We start from the raw sequence: 20,938 nt of genomic DNA on the forward strand, positions 1-20,938 counted from the left end.
TAGATAAAATGCATAAAGAGGGAAATTGGATTCTTCACCAATTTCCCCTATTCTAACTTCTAACCTCTGACTTCTGACCTTCAACTTCTGACTACTGATTTTATGGATTGACTTTTGTTTTAAATGATTGTTTACCGTCTTTATATTCGATAATAACCGCTGATTTAACAGGATCATGGGTTTCATTAAAGGTTATTGTCCCAGAAACGGCTTTAAAATCTTTAATTTGAGCTAGAGCATCCTTAATCTTTGTGGGTTCAGCGCTTCCAGCATTTTTAATCGCCTCAGCAATTAACTGAACGCTATCATAACCTAGAACAGCAAAACCATCTGGTACTTTGTTGTATTCTTTCTTGAAATTTTCGACGAACTTTTGTACTTCAGGAGAAGTATCTTCTGCAGAATAATGATTGGAGAAGAAAGTATTGTTTAATGCTGCGTTTCCTGCAATCTCAAGCATTTGGGGTGCATCCCAACCGTCACCACCTAAAAACGGTACAGTAATTCCCATTTCTCTACCCTGCTTAATAATTTTACCTACTTCTTCATAATATCCAGGAACATAGATGACATCAGGATTTTTATCTTTAATCCGCGTTAATACCGCTTTAAAATCTGTATCTTTTTGTTGATAAGATTCTTTGGTTACAATTTGTCCTCCATTTTTTGTGAATTGTTCCTCAAAAGATTTAGCAAGTCCTTTGGAATAATCGCTTGAAGAATCGATATAGATCGCTGCAGTCTTGGCTTTTAAATCTTTCGCAGCAAAGTTCCCCATTACCGTACCTTGGAATGGATCGATAAAACATGTACGGAAAATATAGTCTTTTACTTTTCCTGTTCTTTCATCGACCGTTACCTTTGTCGCTGTTCCTGAAGGTGTAATGAGAGGAATTTTCTTTTCCATCGCTACTGTAGAAGCAGCTAAGGTGTTTCCAGATGTTGCTGCACCAATCACGGCAACGACTTTGTCATCTGAGATTAATTTTTGGATAGCACGTGTTGATTCTTCCGCTTTGGAAGCGTTGTCTGCAATCGCTAATTCAAGTTGTTTTCCTAATACCCCACCCTTTGCATTGATTTCTTTTACAGCCAATTTAGCACCGTCTAAAGCAGAAGAACCAAATGCGGCCACTCCACCAGACAATTCTAAATCAATTCCAATTTTAATCGTTTTTGCCTCATTTGAATTGCTGCCTGCTGTTTGTTTACTTCCGCCACACCCTGTGATACTCACCACCATTGCTATGATTGCAAGGAAAACTATCCACCTTTTCATTTAACCAATTCCCCTTTCATTTTTTCTTTAAAGGATTAATGTCTGAATATTTTAAGTTTCATACTACATGTTTCATGGAAAACTATCACGTTCGATTTTCCGCCAACTATATCAAATATTCGAAAGTATCGCAAAATTCCTTTTATTTTCTTGTTATATTTTATCTATTCAAAAAATTTAAACAAATATTCTATGACAAATAGATCTGCGAAAATTGCTAAATTTAAGTAAAAAAGCGAGGTTTATTCACCTCGCTTTCTAATCTAGTCTCTATTATTTTTTCTTTTTATACCTATTCATGTTATTGATCATTCGGCTCATCTGGTTCAATTGTTTTTGGTTCAAATTCATCCCCATTTTTCTTGCCATCTGTTGAATTTGTTTTTGGTCCATCGCCATGTTAGCAAATTGTTTTCTCAGATAAAATACACCGATAGCAAAACCTGCTACTGCTCCAACAACAAATGTAATAATTGGTATAACGATATTCATATAAATTCCCCTTTTTTCAATGATTCTAATTTTTATATTAACGAAATTCAGTTTAGAGTAGAAGGGCTTTTCAAAAATTTGTCCAATTCGTTTTCATGACCCAAGACTGTTTCATGAGTAAAATATTGTTTTTTTTATATACCTTAGGTATGATATCATAGTGAAATTTTTTGAAGGTGAGGGAAATGGATGAAAGAAACAGATGAAAAAATAATCATGGAAGAAATTGATAAAAAGAATGGTTTTGTATTGGTCCTTTTTTCCACCCCTTTCTGAGGAAAATGTGAAATCGCGGAGCGATTTCTTGAACAAGTTTTACCCCAATTACCTGAATTTCCGGCGTTTAAATGCAATGTCAACTTCTCCCCCAAAATCGTGGAAAAATATCAAGTTACTTCTGCACCCTCTTTTAAACTTTTTGTCGATGGAGAAGTGGTTCAGACCTTATTTGGAATGCGTACACCTGATGACCTCTATTACACCATCAAAAATTATGTAAAAAAAGAAGAAAACTACGAGGATGTTTGGGCGGCATTATTAAAAGAAGAGGAAACCAAAATAGAGAAAGATAAAAAAGAGGAAAATTAAGTGAAAGGAAAATAGCAGGATAAGTGACCTGCTATTTTCTGTTTTTTAAAAGGAATATAATAAAAACAAGATTTAAAAGAAATGTAATTGGATGACCAAATATTGCATTTGCATATAGATTGATTTCCTTTAAATATTGAGGATAAAGAATGAATCCCAAAACAAAAAAAATAGAATCAAATAGTAGAAGAATGATGGCCTTTTTTCGATAGGCTTGAAATTGTTCCCTTAATTGCGACATATACGAAATCATAAATAAGCTCATTGCGATTCCAATGATCGCAAAAGCAAAATGGATATCGACCCAAGTCGTATGGAAAAAATTAAGAAATAAATACATAAAATTAGTCGCTAACCGTAAAAAACTCAAAATAAAATAAAGGGTGATTAAGATATTCAATTGGATTACCCCTTTTTATTGTAATGAAACTTAAAAATCTCATTTTCAATTAATATACCATTTTCTTCTTTTTTTAAAAACATATATTTATCTCTAATGTATGAGATTATACTACCCAATTATTTTTACTCATGTTACACTATACTCACAGTGATTATAATATTTAAGAGGTGATTCCATGAAATATCGTCAACTTCCCAATACGAATTTACAAGTCTCGGAAATTGGATTTGGTGTATGGACCGTTGCTACCAAATGGTGGGGTGTAACAGACGAAGAATACGGTAAGAGGCTTTTACGTTCTGCTTATGAAGATTATGGGATCAATTTTTTTGATACGGCAGACGTATATGGCAATGGACGAGGAGAAACGATTATTGCTGAAGTATTAAAAGACAAACGCCATGAAATCTTTATTTCGACAAAAGGTGGTTACGATATCTATACGTATCGTGGTGAAAGAACCGGACACTCTGAACTTCCTCAAGATTGGCGTCCTGAATCATTGCGCCGCTCTCTAGAAGAAAGCTTAAAACGTTTAAAAACAGACTACATCGATCTCTATCAATTACATAATCCGAGAATGAGTACGATTCAAAGTGATATTGTTTTAGAAACTTTAGAACGATTGAAAGAAGAAGGCAAAATTCGTTATTATGGTGTGGCTTTGGGCCCAGATCTTGGTTGGGAAAAAGAAGGTTTGGCGGCAATTGAAAGATATGATGTGGTGCATATCATCAATAACATTCTTGAACAAGATCCTGCACGATCTTTTTTCCCCCATGCAGAAAAACACCAAACTTCCCTGATTGTCCGTGTTCCCCATGCTTCTGGATTATTAGATGGTAGTTATGATCCTGATAAACACTTTGATAAAAGTGACCATCGCAATCACCGCCCCATCGAATGGATGAAAGCGGGACTTGAAGTGGTACGAGAATTAAAACCTTTGTACGAAGGAACGGGTCGTACCGTTGGCCAATTGGCGATCCTCTTTTCTTTGGCTCGACCAATGGTAAAATCAGTCTTCCCTAATATTACGAATGAACAAAATTTAAAAGAGTTTGCAAAAACTTCTGATCTCCCTCCTCTTACCCAAGAGGAAATGGAGCAAATTGAATCTCTTTGGGTCAATGGTTATAAAGAAAGACTAGCTCAACCCTTTGCTAACAGTGAAAACAAACCCGCTAAAATTGTCGGCTAATCGAAACTCGATTATGAATTTTTTATGAACATCCCATAAAATTTTTACCAATGAATTTACAAATAAAATAGAACTTTGTTAGTATAATGAGTATAGAAGAATATCAGTTTTCCGAGCCTATTCATCTAAGGTTTGATCTAACTATGATGCATAGGCCGATTAGGGTATAGAAGGAAACGACTATGCCTCCCTGTTGGAAAGGAAAACAGTCTATTTAGCCGCTTACTCTTTCCTTTCAACAGAGTTGGCGGCTTTTTATTTAAGGAGATGAGTCAATGAAAAAGGCGTTTTTGCTGCTATTTCTTTTAGGGATGTTACTCATAACGGCTGCTTGTAACCAACAAAAAAAGACCTTAGATAAAACGGAATTAACCGTTTCCATCGCCGCAAGTTTAACAGATGTTATGAATGAAATCAAAATAACATTTGAAAAGAAGTACCCCAATATTTCGATTCATTATAACGTTGGCGGCTCGGGAACATTAACACAGCAAATTGAACAAGGAGCACCCGTTGATCTTTTTATTTCCGCATCAGAAGAGAAAATGAATCAATTAGAGAAAAAAGGCTTATTACTAGAAGGATCACGAAAAAACATACTTACCAATCAGTTAGTTCTTGTTATGGATCCAGAGTTAAAATTAGTTAGCCCAAGCCTAGAAAGCTTAGACTCTCCCTTGGTTCAGCATATTGCCATTGGTGACCCAGAAAATGTTCCTGCAGGAAAATATGCAAAACAAGTCTTAGAACATCTTAACCTTTGGAACAAAGTTCAACCAAAATTAGTCTATACCAAAGATGTTCGCCAAGTCCTTTCTTATGTAGAAACGGGAAACGCCGAAGCAGGAATTGTTTATACTAGCGATATCATAAAAGAGGAGAAAATGCTAACCGTTACTAGAATTGATCCAGCATGGCATGATCCGATCGTCTATCCTATTGCGATCATCAAAGAGAGTAAATTTAAGAAAGAAGCCCAGTCATTTATCGATTTTCTTTATAGTCAACAAGGGCAAAAGATGATGAGAAAATATGGATTTATCCCACTTCAGTCTTAAAAGGAGTTCCTATGTTTGATCAAACGTTTTTACAACCCTTTTTCTTATCTTTTAAAATTGCATCCATCGCTACATTCTTTGATTTTATTGTGGCTACATTAATAGCAAGAATGTTGTCCACTCGGCAATTTCCAGGGAAATCGATCATTGAAGCCATTATTTTACTCCCATTAATCCTTCCACCTACGGTAGTAGGATTCGGCTTGCTTTTTGTCTTCGGGAAAAAAGGAATCATTGGTAAGTTCCTCGACCAATTCTTACATATCCAACTGGTTTTCACTTGGTGGGGAGCTGTTCTTGCCGCGATTATTGTTGCCTTTCCTTTGATGTATCAAAGCGCCCAAGCAGCGTTTTATCGGGTTGATCCTAAATTGGAACAAGCAGCCAAAACTCTTGGTGCGTCCAACTGGAAAGTCTTTTTAACAATCACGTTACCCTTAGCTTGGCCAGGGTTGTTAGCAGGATTTATTCTCTCATTTGCAAGAGCATTAGGGGAATTTGGTGCAACATTGATGTTTGCTGGCTTCATTCCAAGAAAAACGGAAACAATCCCCCTTGCCATTTACTTTGCTGTCGAAAGAGGAGATATGAAGTTGGCAGGATTATGGGTAGCAATGATGGTTTTTATTGGTTTTGGTTCAGTTCTTTGGTTAAATTGGTGGAGTCGAAAAAAAATTCAACAGGGTTAGGAGAGAGCAAATTGCTTCAGTTTCAAATCGAAAAAAAATTACCCTACTTTACATTACATGTTGATTATACGTTTGAAAATGGGATCCTCGTTCTTTTTGGCCCATCTGGTTCAGGAAAAACAACCACCTTAAATGCGATTGCCGGGCTGACAAAACCAAATCAAGGAAAAATTGTGTTGAATCAAACCGTCTTTTTTGATTCGGAGAAGAAAATTGACCTTCCTGTGCAACAACGGAAGATTGGTTATGTATTTCAGGATTATGCCCTTTTCCCCCATATGACCGTAGAGCAAAATATCCTCTACGGGGTTAAGCATCAACATTTGCTATTAGATCAAAACGAATACGAACGGTTAACTTCCCAACTAAAGGTGAAGCATTTGTTTCAACGTTATCCCGCAAATCTATCTGGAGGGGAAAAGCAAAGAGTAGCACTAGCACGCGCTTTGATCACCTCTCCCAAACTTCTCTTACTCGATGAACCCTTTTCTGCTCTTGATTATGATACTAGGGTAGAATTCCGCCAAGAACTAAAACGACTTCATCAATTATGGCAAATTCCATTTATATTAGTCACTCATGATCGGGAAGAAGCTAGAATCTTAGGGGATATTATTCTCTATCTCTATCAAGGACAAATGATGAAAGAAGAGCGGATTTAAGCAAAGGAAGAAGACGAGAAAAAGTCTTCTTTTTTTACAATCAATAATTCAATCGGCTTGCCCAACTTATACTCCTTATACTTGATCAAATCTTGGTATTGTTCATCTAACGGTTTCGTAATGTAAGGTAACCTTTGTAACGAACGAATTGAACGCTGATTTTCTTTTTGCATGAAGAGTAAAATCGTTTCTAAATATAAACGTGTAAAAGCTTCACTCAAAACCCTCTCTTTGATCAGACGATTATACCCTTTTCCCCAATAATTCCTTCCAATCCAAGTTCCCATCTCCGCTCTTCTATTTTCTTGATCCATATTGATTAAGTAGACTTCACCGATTAACTTTTCCTCTTCATTCCAAACACAGCGATGGTAAGCTTCGCCAAGTATTTCTAACCATTCGATTTTTTGCAACCATTCCTCATAGTTTTGATAGGTGTTCAATACCATATCTAGATATTGATGGACTTCTTGATCCCGAAGCATTTCATACAATTCTTTTGCATCTTTCCATTCAAAGGGGCGTAATTCAATCATATGATTCCTCATTTCCGTCTCCCTCTATGGAACAAAAATTACTTTCTTTTTATCATACTTCCAAACCTTGTATTATGTCATGACTTTTCTTTTTGCGCAAAAAAAAGCACCAAGCAGACTTCACTTGATGCTTCTATTAATCCTAGATTACTTGGCAGTAAGCTGTGCTTGCCCTGGTTTCCAGTTTGCTGGACAAAGTCCTCCTGATTGAAGGGCTTGTAATACACGCAATGTTTCATCGACACTACGACCAATATCATTATGGTGAACCACTGCATATTTGAGCTCGCCATCGGGGTCAATGATAAATAATCCTCGAAGAGCAACACCTTCTTCTTCAATATATACACCATAATCTTTACTTACTTGATGTGTTTGGTCAGAAGCGAGTGGAAAATTTAACTTACCTATTCCATTTTCCTCAATTGGGGTATTCATCCACGCTCGATGAGAATAAATGCTATCTGTACTACATCCTAGTACTTCACAATTTAATTCTTTAAATTGTGAATAGGCGTTGCTCAAAGCGGTAATTTCCGTTGGACATACAAATGTAAAATCTAATGGATAAAAGAAGAAAACTAACCATTTTCCTTTATAATCGGATAAGGAGACTTTTCCAAAATTTTTTCCATCTCCAAGTGCTATTTCCATTGTAAAATCGGGAGCTTTTTTCCCTACTAAACGTTCTGGCATTTCAGTCACCTCTTAAAAAATTATTCATAGCACCTATAAGTTTTCCTGTTTTTTTGTTTTCTATACAACAACTCCTTCTCGAAAAATTTTCGGGATATTAAATCCATAACTCCTTGTTTATTCATTGCATATGTTGGATAAATAAGGAGGGATCTTATGGCTACGAAAATTACAATTGCCGCAGTAGGGGATATCTTAATGTGGCGGAAACAGATTGCATCAGCCAAAATCCCCGGAAAAGATCTGTATTCCTTTGATTCGATGTTTCAAGAGGTAGCCCCTTTTTTACGCGACGCTGATTTAACCATTGGGAACTTAGAAACTACCTTTTCTGGAAGAGAAAAGGTTTATCAAAAACGTAATCCGAAGACAAAGTACCCCATGTTTAACTGTCCTGATGAATTGGCCACGACATTAAAAAAAATAGGTTTTAATCTATTGACGACAGCAAACAACCATTGTATGGACCGAGGAGTAAAAGGGCTAAAACGCACATTAAATGTACTTGACCGCAATCAACTGCTTCACACGGGAACATTTCGTAACCAAAAAGAAGCCAGCACCCCGCTTATTCTCAATCTAAAAGGAATTAAAATCGCAATTTTCGCTTATACCTATGGGACGAACTATATCGAAGTTCCTAAAAATACACCATGGCTTGTGAACCTAATTCACCTTAAGAAGATGCAAAAAGATATTGCGTTGGTTCGTTCCAAAGTTGATATAGTCATCGTGGCTTTGCATTTTGGCAGAGAATTTCATCGCTATCCCAATGAGAAACAAAAAAACATCGTCGACTTTCTCTGGAGAAATGGTGCCGATATCATACTTGGCTCACATCCCCATGTTATTCAACCGATGGTAACCAAAAAAATAAAAAGGATCGATGAGACCGAAAAACAGGTTTTCGCTATCTATTCTTTAGGAAATTTTATTTCTGATCGAATGTTTCAGAATATTCATGCCGATAGCGGAATGATTTTAAAATTAGTCATTCATAAGGACTCTTCGGGCAGTACTTCCATTGAAGATATTTACTATATTCCTACATGGGTACAGAAAATACCGACAAAAGGAATCCCCAAATTTCGCGTATTGCCGATCAATAAATTCTTACAAAACCCAGATCAATGGTTAACGAAAAATGATTTGTATACCATGAAAATGGTTTGGAGTAATACGACGAGTCATTTAAAAGGAAAAGCCAGATAAAAGGAAAAAGTATTTGATGATTGACGAAAAATGGAGAGAATATGAATTCCCTCCATTTTTTATATAGATTAAATTTTCCTACGTTTGTTTCTTGTAGTAATTGATTAAAAAATGAACCGTTTCATTCATTTTCATTCCATGAGATCCTTTGATCAATATGGTTGTGTTCGGTTTTATTTTGGTAATGAGATTTGCGTGCATTTTTCCTTTTTCTAAAAAAGTCATGATATGGCTTCGTGGAAAACCAGCTTCAATTGCACCATCGGCAATATATTTTGCTTGTTTACCAAAAGTATAAAGATAATGAAAATGATGTTTCGCCAAATATCTTCCAACATCTTTATGAGCCTTGACTGAATAATTCCCCATCTCTAACATCGTTCCTAGTACAGCTATTTTGTTCTTATTTCCAATATCAGAGGCAACCTTTATCGCGGCTTTCATCGCATGGGGATTAGCACTATACGTATCATCAATGATTTGAATTCCTTGAGGAAGAGTAAACACATTTAATCTTCTACGAGGTTTAGTATATCCTCTTAGTCCCCGTTTGATCAACTCAGCATCGAACCCTAGATGATCTGCAACTGCGATTGCGAATAACGCATTATAAATGTTATGAATACCAAAGGTTGGAATATAAAAACGATGCATTTCCCCCTTTAGAGATACTTCAAATTCCATTCCATTGCGAACATACTTTACATTTTTCGCTTGGTAAGTTGCTTGATGATTGATCCCGATCGTGACGATTTTCCCCCGAAACCCTTTTGTACGAAGTAATTGGGAATTCTTGTCATCTGCATTTAAAATCAATGTTCCCGTTTGTTTCATATTTTGAATTAATTCTGATTTTGCCCTTGCGATCCCTTCGATTTTGCCGTTAAAATTACCAATATGCGCAGTCCCTACATTCGTTATAATCCCGATATTCGGCTGTATGATCCGACAATGCTTTCTTATTCCACCTAAATGTAACATTCCAAATTCTAGAACAACGGCTTGGTGATAAGGGCGAATCAGCTTTACATATTTCAATGTATTTTTATAAGTATTGGCATTCCCTTTTGTTTTAAATACTTTCCATTTTTGTTGTAATATCGATGCCGTCATTTCTTTTGTCGTTGTCTTTCCCGCACTTCCTGTAATTCCAATGACAGGAATCTTTAGTATCAGAGGTTTGGCCAATTTCATCCCCCCTTCCAGTACTATATAAAAACAGTCCACTGCCTTCTTATGAGATTTGGTAGTTTATAGTATGTGAAATAATGAAAAAAGGGTCGCCTAAAATTGAACGAAAAACTGATACTTTCTTTTACAGAAAAAGAACGCTTCAAAATGAAGCGTCCTTTTCATCGATTTAATGTATATAAATGGGTTTATGAAAGTTTCCATTCTTTCCAAATTTTACCTACCAATTCGGGGTTTGGCTTCAATGTAGGTTTGCCAGGAGTCCAACCTGCAGGTGTCACTTCTGTGTAGTTCGAATTACGAACATGTTGGAAAGCCTGTATTTGACGAAGTGCCTCATCTACACGACGTCCAACAGGAGGTGTAAGAACTTCCATTGCTTGGATGACACCATCTGGGTCGATGATGAAACGTCCGCGCATATCAACCCCTTCACTTTCTTTATATACACCATATTTACGGCCAATATCTCCATTATCAGAAAGCATTGGGAATTGAACTCCGCCATCAACCATTTTGGAGAGTTCTTCTTCGTTCCACATTTTATGGACGAATATGCTATCCGTACTTACAGATAGGACTTGAACACCAAGTGCATCAAACTCTGCTTTTTTAGCAGCAACTGCTGCTACTTCAGTCGCTCAGACATAAGTAAAGTCGCCTGGATAGAAGCAAAGCATGATCCATTTTCCAGCATAATCCGAAAGCTTTACTTCAGTAAATTTACCCTGATAATATGCTTTCGCAGTAAAATCTGGTGCTTTTTGACCAACCTGAACCATTTTATTTCCTCCTCGTTGTCAAATAAATTGTAGACTCCATAGGGTAGTTTATAGAATCTAAAGAAATTTTATTCATTTCTTTAAACTAAATTTTACCAAAACAGTTTTTACCAATCAATCATTTTCTGCACTTTCGATATTTTGAACTGAATCAATTTCATAATTGCTTGTTGTAAACTAACTTTTCACTGTTATAAACGAGTGTCACTAAAAATCAAAATGTACTTTATGCTTTTGGACCTATTTAAACAAGAATGACGCTACTCCAAAAAGTACGGTCGAAATTCCTGCTGCCACTAATGAAGGAACTAACTTATAGCGTGAATACTCGATGATCGGCAAGTCTAGAATCGTACACAATGTATTCGTATTGTCACTAAGTGGAGAAGCAAACGCTCCAAATGTTCCACTTGAAAAAACAGCTCCTATTGCCAAAAGAACGCTTGTACCTGAAGAGTGGGCTAATGATACTCCTAAAGGCATCAACAATCCCCATGTTCCCCAAGACGAACCAATGAAATAGGAAATCCCCGCCCCAATCAAAAACAAAGCAGGAGCAATAAAATAATGGGGAATCCAATTGCCAATATGAGCGATAATAAATTTAGAAAATCCCAAGTCCTCCGATACATCAGAAACTCCCCAAATTAATGCTAGAAGAATAATCACTGACATTAATTCATTTCCACCTTTAACAAAATGGGTTAACAGTTCACTTAACTTAAACCTCTGAACTAAAAAAAAGCCGATAGAAAGAATGAGAGTAATAAATAATCCTTCCAACATTACACCAAGAGCATCACTTTGAATAAACGCATCAAAAAAGCTTTTTGCTTTTTTATGCCCATCCCACCAACTCAAGAACAAAGTTAACGTTAAAACAGTCGCTAAGGGTAAAATTAAATTCCAAGGTTTAATGGGTGTATCTTTTTCATAAGCGCGATAACAAGCATTTAATGCTTCTTCCCCTTGATCAGCTTGGGGATTTTCCTCTGCTTTACCCATTTTTGTTTCCTTAGAATGTTTAAAGAAACTATAATAGATTCCTACTAAGATCATGACAAATGAGAAGAAATTAAACGGTATACTTTTTACATAAACGGTATAGGGTTTGTCATGAATACCAACTTTTTCTAAAGATAGTTGAATTACTGACACCATATAACCAACAAATGCGGTGGCAATAGGAATCACTGCTACAACTGGATTTGAAGTAGCTTCGATCGCAAAACCTAATTCTTGTGCTGATAATTTTAAGCGATTTCTTAAAGCCTTCATGATCGGAGAAATAGTCACAATGCGAAAATCAGGATCACTAAATGTCCCAATCGTTGATAACCATGTAAGCATAAAGGCGGAACGTTTCGTTTTTACCTTTTTACTGACTAAATGAACAAAACCTTTTATTCCTCCTGTTAATTTAATCATGCTCACTAGACCTGCAAATACATATAAAAAAATAATGATTCGTATATTATTCGTTTGGACTAAATTATGTACAAGATAATATAGAAATTTTTTTAAACCTCCCAAAATGCTAGGTTCCATCAGATAACTTCCTACAAGCAAGCCTAGGAATAAACCAGGAACTACTTGCTGCGTAATGATTGAAATGGGAATTACCAAGAGAAATGGAATCATTGCTGACCATGAAGCCATCTTACTCACATCCTTTCATTCCTTTATTTTCCTATTTAGTATGGTTATGGACAAGAAAGTCTATACATCCAACAAAACAAAAATTTTAAAAAAAAAAAGTACCAAAAATCAACTGGTACTCTATTTTTATGGTATTTTTCTATTCATCTACGATCAAAACATACAAATTCTTAGGACCATGAACCCCTGTGGTTAATACCATTTCAATATCCGACGTACGACTAGGACCTGAGATGAAATTAATTAAAGAAGGTAAACGGCCGTATTCATCAAGTGTTCCTTTGATCATTTTCATGGCTTGCGTTAACCGAGGTACAATTTTATTAGAAGGCAAGATCGCAAGATGAACTTCTGGAAGTAAACTTACACTTCTTCCTTTTCCGCCTTCATTGTAAAGGACAATAGTACCTGTTTCTGATAAACCTAATTCTGCAAACGTAATTCCCAAATGGCTTTTTTCAGCATATTGGGTTAGCGTTTCAAAATCTTTATTGATATCCCATTTCATATATTCGACTTTTTCTTTGATGAATTCTTCTATCCCATATTCATCTAATCTTGGATCATCCCAACTAATGACCCTTTTTGCTTGAATTTCCTTAACAATTTGTAAAATTTGTTCTGCGACTTGAGATGAGGGAATACGAATAACTTTACCTGAGATCGCCTTGAGGTTCTCAATAAACTGTTGAATTAAACCTTCTTGGTTTAAATCTTGATAGAGATGATCCCAAGGAAATTGACTATATTTTGGCGACGTTACATTGGAACGACGCTCACGTCCCAATCGTTTTGAAATATAATTTAAGAAGCTTTCTTGGTTATGATTCAAAGCTTGACTCATTGTTTACCAGCATCCTTTCCCTCTTTATTCCACCAATCTCTAAAGGTTTCTTTTGCTGGTCTTGGTAAATCTTTTACATCCGTCCAATTTCGTAAAACAGGTAGCGCCTTATTGAAGTAACCATCCTTCGTAACCGGCTTTGTTAATGAATGAGCTGCTTTGGCAGCTGTTTCATAAAGAGTTTGACTTCCAGCGACCATTCCAAAAACTTTCATCGCCATCCGTTCGCCAAAAGAAGATCTCTTGCTCTCGACAAAGTCTTTACGATGTTCAATCAACAGCTCTGCTAATGGAATTTTCACTGGACAAACTTCTGAGCAGGCATAACATAAGGTGGATGCAAATGGCAATTCTTTATGATCTTCCTTATCACTTAATAATGGAGATAATACCGCACCGATTGGTCCCGGATATACACTTCCGTAAGCATGACCGCCAATATGGCGATAAACAGGACAAACATTTAAGCATGCGCCGCAACGAATACATTTTAGTACTTCTTGATATTTTGTCCCTAGTATCCCAGAACGTCCATTATCTACAATCACTATATGCAATTCCTCTGGTCCATCAATATCATGGGGCTGTTTTGGTCCTGTTATCGCTGTTACATAACTAGTGATTTTTTGTCCTGTTGCATGACGTGGTAATAAAGAAAGGACGACATCTAAATCTTCCCATGTAGGTACAATCCGTTCCATTCCCATAATCACAATATGAGTTCTTGGAAGTGTGGTCGTCATCCGCGCATTCCCTTCATTGGTAACCAGAACAAATGAACCCGATTCAGCGACCGCAAAATTACACCCGGTAATTCCTACTTCTGCTTTAAAATATTCTTGTCTTAAGGTTTGCCGTGCAAACTCGGTAAGTTCATGGGGATCAGAAGGTAAATTCTTTCCTGCCACCTTGGAAAATAATTCAGCCACTTGTTCCTTATTCTTATGGATCGCAGGAACAATGATATGGGAAGGGGTTTCATTTGCAAGTTGAATAATATATTCCCCTAGATCCGTTTCTACCATGCGAATTCCTTCTGCTTCTAATGCCTTATTTAAATGCATTTCTTCCGATACCATCGATTTGGATTTTACAATCGAATGGGTATCTTTTTCTTTCACCACTTTTTTAATGTAATCGATTGCCTCTTTATCCGTGCTGGCAAAATAAACGTTTCCTCCTAACTTGCGAACATTATTCGCAAATTGTTCTAAATAACTATCCAGATTTTCGATCGTGTGTCTACGAATCTGACTTGCTCTTTCTTTCCAGTCCTCAAGATTTCCTAATTCATTCGCTCTTGCTTTTCTTCCTTCACGAAATCGAGTTTGGGCTTTTTGTAACGATTGTTTCAGGAATTGATCTTGCTTAGCCTTATTAACACGTTCAACCAACCGTTGGTGGGTTTCTTTACTCATTTTTGCTCCAACCCCCGTTCTAAAATTTCTGCGATATGCATGATTGGAAGCGGTTTCCCGTTATGCCGTAAACGGCCGCCAATATTCATCAAACAAGCCATGTCCGTACCCACCAATATTTCTGCGCCAGTTTCTTCTACATGTTCTGTTTTCTCTTGGACAATTTCTTCAGAGATTTCAGGGTTTTTCACAGAGAATGTGCCCCCAAATCCACAACAATCTTCAGCATTTGGCAAAGGAACAAACTTTAGGCCTTTTACAGCTGTTAACATTTTTTCTGGTTGATCGATAACCCCCAAAACCCGACGTGTATGGCACGATATGTGTAAGGTTACGGTTGCATCAAGCTCTGCCCCAACATCCGTAATTCCCAAAACATCAACAAAGAACTGGGAGAATTCGTATACTTTTTTTGATAATTCAACTGCCTTTAGATACCATTCGGGGTCTTCTTTAAACAACTCCACATAATGTTTCTTTAACATCCCGCTACATGAACCAGAAAGACCAATGATGTACTCACTATGTTCAAAAGCACGAATCATTTGCTTTGCAGCTTGCTTTGCTTCCTCTATGTAACCGCTATTATAAGCAGGCTGCCCACAGCAGGTTTGCCCTTGGGGAAAATCCACCTCGACGCCAAAACGACGTAATAGGTTGACTGCAGCTTTTCCCGCATTGGGATAAAACATATCGGTAATACAAGTTGCAAAAAGAGAAACCTTCACACACCTCACACCCATTCATAAGATTATATGGTCATCAGATGACCGGTAAAAAAACAGAACCTAATTATGGCCTACAATTTCATTGTAGTCCACAATTGCATACGATTCAATAGAAAGTTAAAAAAATTGGCATTATTTTATACCTTATTCTCAAATAGTATAAATTAAAAATGTCTATATCAGTTCCCCATTTTTTGAATATCTTAGTAATAACAAAAGTATTAAGGGGGGATATCATGCCAAATAAATCTGATGCGCAATTTAAAGTCATCGCTAGATTGTTAACCCTTATTGCATCGATCTTTTTTCTTTTAGGATCATTTTCTGCCTTTATTATAGAAGTAAAGGATTACCATAAAACGAAAAGCTATAACGATTAGTGTTCTTCATAAAATACTTTTAACAAATAATCTAATACAGACCTCCGAGTAAGAATACCACTAAATTTTTTTTGCTGATTTACAACTGGTAAATAAGGCCAATCGACTAATAGTTCAATGCCATAACGCAAAATGGTATCTTCGCTTAACGTAGGTATTTTCTTTTCCATAGATTCATGAACAAATTTTCTTTGGAAATCTAGATAATATGGCACTCTTTCTAACCTTGCATGCTCTAATATAGACGATTTGCTAATAATCCCTTCTACTTCATTTTGATCATTTAAAACTGGAACAGATGACCAACCAGATTCCATTAACTTTTTTAAAGCTTGTTCTAAGTTCCATTTTGAATTTACTGTGGTTACTTCTTGTTTAGGCACAATGAGAGAACCGATTTCCTTCGACATAATCTGATCCCGGAATTGATCTTTTTGTTGCATCATCATCTCTCCTTGAAAACGTTTCCCACGTTTTTAACTGTACCATATTTCTAATTATTGTCAATCATAGACAAGTTGTTTCATACATGAAATCATGTTTTCCATCTAACAATATGAAAAACAGCGTTTAAAGGAGGCTTCATAATGGGGGAAGAAAAACATAAAAAACCACAAAAACTTAGGGTGAATGCTGACAATAAAGGATACTATGAAGAAATGCAAATGGCAAAAGAAAATGCTGAACAGTTTCAACCTAATAAAAAAACGCGATAACAAAAAGACTATACTTCAAAAAAAGCTAAAAAAAGCAGACGACATTTTCATATCGTCTGCTTTTAAATTTTATACCACGGTTCTGCATTTGCTTCTTTTTCACCATTCAGAACATAAATACCGCCAACCTCAATATGACAAAACAAATCCTCGTTCAAACCTGTTAACGAATGAAGTTTCATCTCTAAAAGATCAAGGGTAAGTGCTGCATTATGGATCCGTTCAATCCGTTGGTGTGAAATATTAAAATCTTGATGAATCGGCAATTGGTCAGACATTCTTAGGATTTTCAAAGTAAGATAATAACGAACATACTTTTTTGGATGAAACCGATCATCTAACTGTAGATCTTTCATTAAAATCATTTTTATCTTTGGAATGGCCTTTTTAAATTCAGATAAATTCCTGGTTGAAAATTGAACAAATATATCAATCGCTAATTTTTCTTCCATCCTTATCACTTTCCATTCATGAATTAAAGTTTATCATTTCAAAATAGACCTCGTCTTAATTATATAGAATAGACTCATTCGATTCTAAAAGCCATGGTAGAGAGGAAAAGTTTAGTGTCTTAAATGAAATGGGATTGTCGCAACGACCACATTCTTTTTATGCAACAAAACGGTCCTCAAAACAACAGCTGTTTGGTTATGTAATAATGTATGCCACCATTTTCTTACAATAAATTGCGGTATTAATATCGTAATAAACATGTTCTCACTTGACTTTTCCAAATTATCAATATATTTCATCAGAGGTGGAATCAATGTTCGATATGGTGAACGTAAAATGACTAGAGGAACATTTGGAATCCGAGAATTCCATTTTTCCCTCATTCGCGATGCTTGTTCATCATCAAACGCTACCGTAACCGCAACCACATCATCTGAAATACTTTTTGCATATGATACCGATTGAGCAACAACCTTACTTACCCCCGAAATAGGGATAATCACTTTCGATGTCATTTCACTGATTTGAATCGGTTGCTCCAGTCGTAGCTCATTGGAAACATCATTATAATGATCTTTGATGCGATAAAAAATCAAGACAACAATAGGTATGGCTAAAGTAACCATCCAAGCACCTTCAGTAAACTTGGCAACAATTGTCACGATGGTCACAATTCCTGTAAATAAGGTCCCAATACCATTGACCATCGTCCTGGATAACCATTTATTTCCTTTTTCTTGTATAAACGACTTTACCATTCCAGCCTGGGCAATCGTGAAAGATAAAAATACTCCTACTGCATAGAGAGGAATCAAAGCATGACTATCACCATGGAAGGCAATAATCAATATGATTGCCAACACACTTAATAAAATAATCCCATTTGAGAACACAAGACGGTCTCCGCGTGCTGTTAAGTTTCTTGGTAAGAACCCATCCTTCGCAATAATGGAAGTGAGTTGGGGGAAACCGGCAAAACTTGTATTCGCAGCAAGAAAAAGGATTAACATCGTTACAATTTGTATGAAATAATAGAGTATTCCTCTTCCAAAAATATGTTCTACAATTTGAGAAACAACAGTTTCATGTTCTTTCGGTGTAATTCCATATCCATAAGCAAGAATCGTAATCCCAAAAAACATTGTGGCTAAAATGACTGACATCCAAATCATCGTTTTTGCAGCGTTTTTAGCAGATGGTGACCGAAAAGCGGGAACTCCATTACTAATTGCTTCTACTCCTGTCATTGCCGAACATCCTGAGGCAAATGCTCGTAAAAAAAGTAATAAAATCGCTCCACTACCTATTAGAGAATTCCCATGATGAATCGCAGTTTGCGGATAACCGTGCCATCCATCATGCCAGAGTTGATACCCCCCAAATAAAATCATCAGCAATACTGAACCAATAAATAAATAAGTTGGATAAGCAAATACGGTAGCTGATTCACGAATTCCTCTCAAGTTGAGAACCATAAGGATCACTACAAGTAAAACAGATAATAGAACTTTCCAAGGAATAAAGAATGGAAAAGCAGAAGTGATTGCCGCTACCCCTGAGGTCACGCTTACTGCAACAGTCAAAATATAGTCAATCATCAATGCTGCCCCAGCAATTAAGCTATAGTTAATATTTAAATGTTCCTTTGCTACAAGATATGCTCCGCCGCCTGAAGGAAAGGTAAAAATAATCTGGCGATAGGAAATCGTAATAATTAATAGTAAAAATAAAATGATCAGCGAGATCGGTAAGGAATAAGCAAATGCTCCTGTTCCAATCAAAGCTAATACGAGTAAAATCTCCTCTGTGGCATAGGCTACTGAAGATAAGGCATCCGATGAAAAAACCGCTAATGCCTTCCATTTGGGTAATTTTTCATGGGATAGTTGTTTTGTCCGTAATGGTGAACCTATAAGCAACCTTTTTAATTGATTTGTCGACATAGAATCCTCATTCCTGCCTTTTTTTTGAAAAATTAAAGTCCATAAAAGAAAAAACACGAGAATGGTTTTCTCGTGGTATCAGTTTAACGTCTACACGATAAACACCTCTCTATATCGCTTACGAGGTTAGCTGACGGATTCGGACGTAGAGAAGGAACGCCCTACCTATGAATCATTCATAGGATTCACCCCAGATACGATGGTTCCCCCGTTCCATAAAGGATTAAGCAGTTAATAACATTCTTATAGTTGTATGAGATGTATCATATCCCTCATCTTTCTATTTGTAAAATAGAAACGTTTTTCAAAAGTTGCCTATATACAGGGTATTTGGTATGAAATTGTTACTATATTCACTTTTCGATTAATTTCACTCATTATCAATCATTTCTGTATCTTTGCTCTTTCCATAGGGCACCATACATCGGTCCAAACCGTCATATTTCACTTCTGGTTTTATTTTGACTTGTTTCATCACTTCTAATACTGGAATTCCTGTCCACTCATTATTTAATTTGACCAACCACGATTTATCCTGTTTTATAAAGAGACAAAAAAATAGGTTTGTACATTCCAGTCCGTAGAATATACAAACCCACTATCTCCGAATCATTCGGCCTCAATACTACCATCCACGGCTTGCTCCACCACCACCGGATGATCCACCGCCTCCTCCACGTGGGCCGCCGCCACCAAATCGACCGCCGCCTCCTCTTGAAACTAGCGATAGAATCGCAAAGGTGAAAAAGCCGCCAAAGAAGATAAAATCTACTAGAATAAAGGCAAAAATAATAAGTGCCCAAACAAGATCAGAAAGACTAAATGATTTTTTCCATTGAACATCGGATGGTCTATTTTCAACTAATTGATCGGGATTTAATTGATACTCTTTCGCCACCTCATTATACAGAGCCTTATAGACCCCCATCACAGCTAAGTTTGGTTGATTATTTTGCAAATAAGGGAGCGCATAATCATCCAAGATTCGTCCTGCTTTCCCGTCAGGAATTGCTCCTTCAAGACCATAGCCAACTTCAATTCTCATCTTACGATCGTTCATGGCAATGACAAATAAGACACCATTATTTAATTTTTTATCCCCTAACTGGTAAGTGCGAAAAGCGGCTGTTGCATATTCTTCAATTGGGACTCCATTTGTCGTATCAATTGTTAAAACAGCAATTTGCGCTTTGGTCGCATCATCTAATCTTCGTCCTAGTTCAATCAATTCATTCTTTTCATCGGGAGTTAAGATATGTGCAAAATCCTGAACATAAATATCGCCAACAGGTTTTGGAATCTTAATTTGGGCAAAACTAATGAATTGAAAAAAAACTGTGATGATAAAGAGAAGAAAAAAGATTCCAATTAAACTCTTTTTCATTTCGTTTGACTCCCAAAATCAACAGATGGTACTTTTTGGGCATTTTCATCAGCTTGGAAATACTCTTTTGGCTCAAAACCAAATAAACGAGCAACGATGACCCCTGGAAAACGTTTGATCTGTTGATTATAGGTCTGTACCGCTGTATTATAATCCCTTCTTGCAGTTGCAATTCGATTCTCTGTTCCTGCCAATTCATCCATTAATTGGGTAAATTGTCTGTCTGCTTTTAAATTGGGATATCTTTCAACAATTACGAGTAATCGACTTAAAGCGGTATCCAACTGGGCATTGGCATTTGCCATTTCCTCAGGTGTCTTTGCTCCTGCTAAACGAGCTCTAGCATCGGCAATTCCTTGCAAAACCTCTTTTTCATGGGCAGTATAACCTTTTACCGTATTCACAAGATTGGGAATTAAGTCCATCCTTCTTTGTAATTGGGTCTGAATTTGGGCAAATGATTGATTTACCGCTTCTTCTTGCGTGACAAATCCGTTATAACTACCTACGAGGGAAAATCCAAGGATCGCAAGAATCGCGATAACCACAATTAAAGTGATAGAAACTTTTCTCATAATGATCTCCTTTCAACCCTTTTCGTGTATTTTATTTTATATTTAATTT

General features: G+C 36.5%; 24 protein-coding genes, 1 pseudogene and 2 riboswitches. Of the genes and pseudogenes, 8 read left to right on the forward strand and 17 right to left on the reverse strand.

Features of this window, described 5'->3' with window-relative positions; all coding sequences use genetic code 11:
- Window positions 1-100 precede the first annotated feature (100 nt).
- Both ACMW72_RS09580 and ACMW72_RS09585 read right to left on the reverse strand, forming a co-directional pair.
- Complete coding sequence (locus ACMW72_RS09580; protein WP_418368612.1) at window positions 101-1,279, reverse strand: ABC transporter substrate-binding protein; 1,179 nt, start codon at window positions 1,277-1,279, stop codon at window positions 101-103.
- 273 nt (window positions 1,280-1,552) lie between these two features.
- A complete protein-coding gene (locus tag ACMW72_RS09585; protein WP_418368613.1) occupies window positions 1,553-1,771 on the reverse strand; it encodes a YneF family protein in 219 nt (72 codons plus the stop codon).
- Between the two features lie 288 nt (window positions 1,772-2,059).
- Here ACMW72_RS09585 and ACMW72_RS09590 point away from each other — a divergent pair, with 288 nt between their 5' ends.
- Complete coding sequence (locus ACMW72_RS09590) at window positions 2,060-2,359, forward strand: thioredoxin family protein (protein ID WP_418368703.1); 300 nt, start codon at window positions 2,060-2,062, stop codon at window positions 2,357-2,359.
- 31 nt (window positions 2,360-2,390) lie between these two features.
- Here ACMW72_RS09590 and ACMW72_RS09595 read toward each other — a convergent pair whose 3' ends face one another.
- On the reverse strand, window positions 2,391-2,759 hold the full coding sequence (locus tag ACMW72_RS09595; protein WP_418368614.1) for a hypothetical protein: 369 nt from the start codon (window positions 2,757-2,759) through the stop codon (window positions 2,391-2,393).
- 178 nt (window positions 2,760-2,937) lie between these two features.
- Between ACMW72_RS09595 and ACMW72_RS09600 the strand changes: the two genes are divergently transcribed.
- The 4 genes from ACMW72_RS09600 to ACMW72_RS09615 all read left to right on the forward strand — a co-directional run bounded on the left by ACMW72_RS09600 (window position 2,938) and on the right by ACMW72_RS09615 (window position 6,372).
- Window positions 2,938-3,963, forward strand: coding sequence for an aldo/keto reductase (locus tag ACMW72_RS09600; protein ID WP_418368615.1), 1,026 nt, complete (start codon window positions 2,938-2,940; stop codon window positions 3,961-3,963).
- 97 nt (window positions 3,964-4,060) lie between these two features.
- Window positions 4,061-4,183: riboswitch (molybdenum cofactor riboswitch) on the forward strand.
- 55 nt (window positions 4,184-4,238) lie between these two features.
- Window positions 4,239-5,021 carry a molybdate ABC transporter substrate-binding protein gene (gene modA / locus ACMW72_RS09605; RefSeq protein WP_418368616.1) on the forward strand — a complete coding sequence of 261 codons (783 nt, stop codon included), beginning with the start codon at window positions 4,239-4,241 and terminating at the stop codon, window positions 5,019-5,021.
- Between the two features lie 11 nt (window positions 5,022-5,032).
- A complete protein-coding gene (modB, locus tag ACMW72_RS09610; protein ID WP_418368617.1) occupies window positions 5,033-5,710 on the forward strand; it encodes a molybdate ABC transporter permease subunit in 678 nt (225 codons plus the stop codon).
- Window positions 5,711-5,721: 11 nt separating this feature from the next.
- Entirely contained in the window at window positions 5,722-6,372 is a 651-nt protein-coding gene (locus ACMW72_RS09615) for an ATP-binding cassette domain-containing protein (protein WP_418368618.1), read from the forward strand.
- Here ACMW72_RS09615 and ACMW72_RS09620 read toward each other — a convergent pair.
- On the reverse strand, window positions 6,369-6,920 hold the full coding sequence (locus tag ACMW72_RS09620; RefSeq protein WP_418368619.1) for a GNAT family N-acetyltransferase: 552 nt from the start codon (window positions 6,918-6,920) through the stop codon (window positions 6,369-6,371). The two genes, ACMW72_RS09615 and ACMW72_RS09620, sit on opposite strands and share 4 nt — an antisense overlap.
- Before the next feature lie 135 nt (window positions 6,921-7,055).
- Window positions 7,056-7,604, reverse strand: coding sequence for a peroxiredoxin (locus ACMW72_RS09625; protein ID WP_418368620.1), 549 nt, complete (start codon window positions 7,602-7,604; stop codon window positions 7,056-7,058).
- Window positions 7,605-7,760: 156 nt separating this feature from the next.
- Here ACMW72_RS09625 and ACMW72_RS09630 point away from each other — a divergent pair, with 156 nt between their 5' ends.
- A complete protein-coding gene (locus ACMW72_RS09630) occupies window positions 7,761-8,816 on the forward strand; it encodes a CapA family protein (RefSeq protein ID WP_418368621.1) in 1,056 nt (351 codons plus the stop codon).
- 78 nt (window positions 8,817-8,894) lie between these two features.
- Here ACMW72_RS09630 and ACMW72_RS09635 read toward each other — a convergent pair whose 3' ends face one another.
- From ACMW72_RS09635 to ACMW72_RS09660, 6 genes and pseudogenes are all read right to left on the reverse strand, one after another.
- Complete coding sequence (locus ACMW72_RS09635) at window positions 8,895-10,004, reverse strand: UDP-N-acetylmuramoyl-tripeptide--D-alanyl-D-alanine ligase (RefSeq protein ID WP_418368622.1); 1,110 nt, start codon at window positions 10,002-10,004, stop codon at window positions 8,895-8,897.
- Between the two features lie 191 nt (window positions 10,005-10,195).
- A pseudogene (gene prxU / locus ACMW72_RS09640) lies at window positions 10,196-10,789 on the reverse strand (thioredoxin-dependent peroxiredoxin); the annotation flags it as partial.
- 240 nt (window positions 10,790-11,029) lie between these two features.
- Window positions 11,030-12,448: a Na+/H+ antiporter NhaC family protein gene (locus tag ACMW72_RS09645; protein ID WP_418368623.1), complete on the reverse strand. Its 1,419-nt coding sequence runs from the start codon at window positions 12,446-12,448 to the stop codon at window positions 11,030-11,032.
- 139 nt (window positions 12,449-12,587) lie between these two features.
- Window positions 12,588-13,292 (reverse strand): LutC/YkgG family protein, encoded by a 705-nt coding sequence (locus tag ACMW72_RS09650; RefSeq protein WP_418368624.1) that lies wholly within the window; start codon window positions 13,290-13,292, stop codon window positions 12,588-12,590.
- On the reverse strand, window positions 13,289-14,710 hold the full coding sequence (locus ACMW72_RS09655) for a LutB/LldF family L-lactate oxidation iron-sulfur protein (protein ID WP_418368625.1): 1,422 nt from the start codon (window positions 14,708-14,710) through the stop codon (window positions 13,289-13,291). The genes ACMW72_RS09650 and ACMW72_RS09655 overlap by 4 nt, the downstream gene beginning before the upstream one ends.
- On the reverse strand, window positions 14,707-15,438 hold the full coding sequence (locus ACMW72_RS09660) for a (Fe-S)-binding protein (RefSeq protein WP_418368626.1): 732 nt from the start codon (window positions 15,436-15,438) through the stop codon (window positions 14,707-14,709). Before ACMW72_RS09660 ends, ACMW72_RS09655 begins: the two co-directional genes overlap by 4 nt.
- A gap of 236 nt (window positions 15,439-15,674) precedes the next feature.
- On the opposite strand from ACMW72_RS09660, the gene ACMW72_RS09665 reads away from it, so the two are divergent.
- The gene (locus tag ACMW72_RS09665; protein ID WP_418368627.1) at window positions 15,675-15,818 is read left to right on the forward strand and encodes a hypothetical protein; all 144 of its coding nucleotides are present in this window, start codon (window positions 15,675-15,677) and stop codon (window positions 15,816-15,818) included.
- On the opposite strand, the gene ACMW72_RS09670 is transcribed toward ACMW72_RS09665, so the two are convergent.
- Window positions 15,815-16,261, reverse strand: coding sequence for a CBS domain-containing protein (locus tag ACMW72_RS09670; protein WP_418368628.1), 447 nt, complete (start codon window positions 16,259-16,261; stop codon window positions 15,815-15,817). The genes ACMW72_RS09665 and ACMW72_RS09670 overlap by 4 nt on opposite strands.
- A 144-nt stretch (window positions 16,262-16,405) precedes the next feature.
- On the opposite strand from ACMW72_RS09670, the gene ACMW72_RS09675 reads away from it, so the two are divergent.
- Window positions 16,406-16,534 carry a hypothetical protein gene (locus ACMW72_RS09675; RefSeq protein WP_418368629.1) on the forward strand — a complete coding sequence of 43 codons (129 nt, stop codon included), beginning with the start codon at window positions 16,406-16,408 and terminating at the stop codon, window positions 16,532-16,534.
- Window positions 16,535-16,596: 62 nt separating this feature from the next.
- On the opposite strand, the gene ACMW72_RS09680 is transcribed toward ACMW72_RS09675, so the two are convergent.
- The 5 genes from ACMW72_RS09680 to ACMW72_RS09700 all read right to left on the reverse strand — a co-directional run bounded on the left by ACMW72_RS09680 (window position 16,597) and on the right by ACMW72_RS09700 (window position 20,889).
- The gene (locus tag ACMW72_RS09680) at window positions 16,597-16,986 is read right to left on the reverse strand and encodes a hypothetical protein (RefSeq protein ID WP_418368630.1); all 390 of its coding nucleotides are present in this window, start codon (window positions 16,984-16,986) and stop codon (window positions 16,597-16,599) included.
- A gap of 111 nt (window positions 16,987-17,097) precedes the next feature.
- Window positions 17,098-18,930, reverse strand: a complete 1,833-nt coding sequence (locus ACMW72_RS09685) for an APC family permease (RefSeq protein ID WP_418368631.1) — start codon at window positions 18,928-18,930, stop codon at window positions 17,098-17,100.
- Between the two features lie 100 nt (window positions 18,931-19,030).
- Window positions 19,031-19,170: riboswitch (cyclic di-AMP (ydaO/yuaA leader) on the reverse strand.
- A gap of 130 nt (window positions 19,171-19,300) precedes the next feature.
- The gene (locus tag ACMW72_RS09690) at window positions 19,301-19,453 is read right to left on the reverse strand and encodes a hypothetical protein (RefSeq protein WP_418368632.1); all 153 of its coding nucleotides are present in this window, start codon (window positions 19,451-19,453) and stop codon (window positions 19,301-19,303) included.
- A 102-nt stretch (window positions 19,454-19,555) separates the two neighbouring features.
- A complete protein-coding gene (locus tag ACMW72_RS09695) occupies window positions 19,556-20,314 on the reverse strand; it encodes a TPM domain-containing protein (RefSeq protein ID WP_418368633.1) in 759 nt (252 codons plus the stop codon).
- The gene (locus ACMW72_RS09700; RefSeq protein WP_418368634.1) at window positions 20,311-20,889 is read right to left on the reverse strand and encodes a LemA family protein; all 579 of its coding nucleotides are present in this window, start codon (window positions 20,887-20,889) and stop codon (window positions 20,311-20,313) included. The genes ACMW72_RS09695 and ACMW72_RS09700 overlap by 4 nt, the downstream gene beginning before the upstream one ends.
- Window positions 20,890-20,938: the final 49 nt, after the last annotated feature.

The organism is Tepidibacillus sp. LV47, assembly GCF_048381575.1.
Taxonomy (GTDB): Bacteria; Bacillota; Bacilli; order Tepidibacillales; family Tepidibacillaceae; genus Tepidibacillus.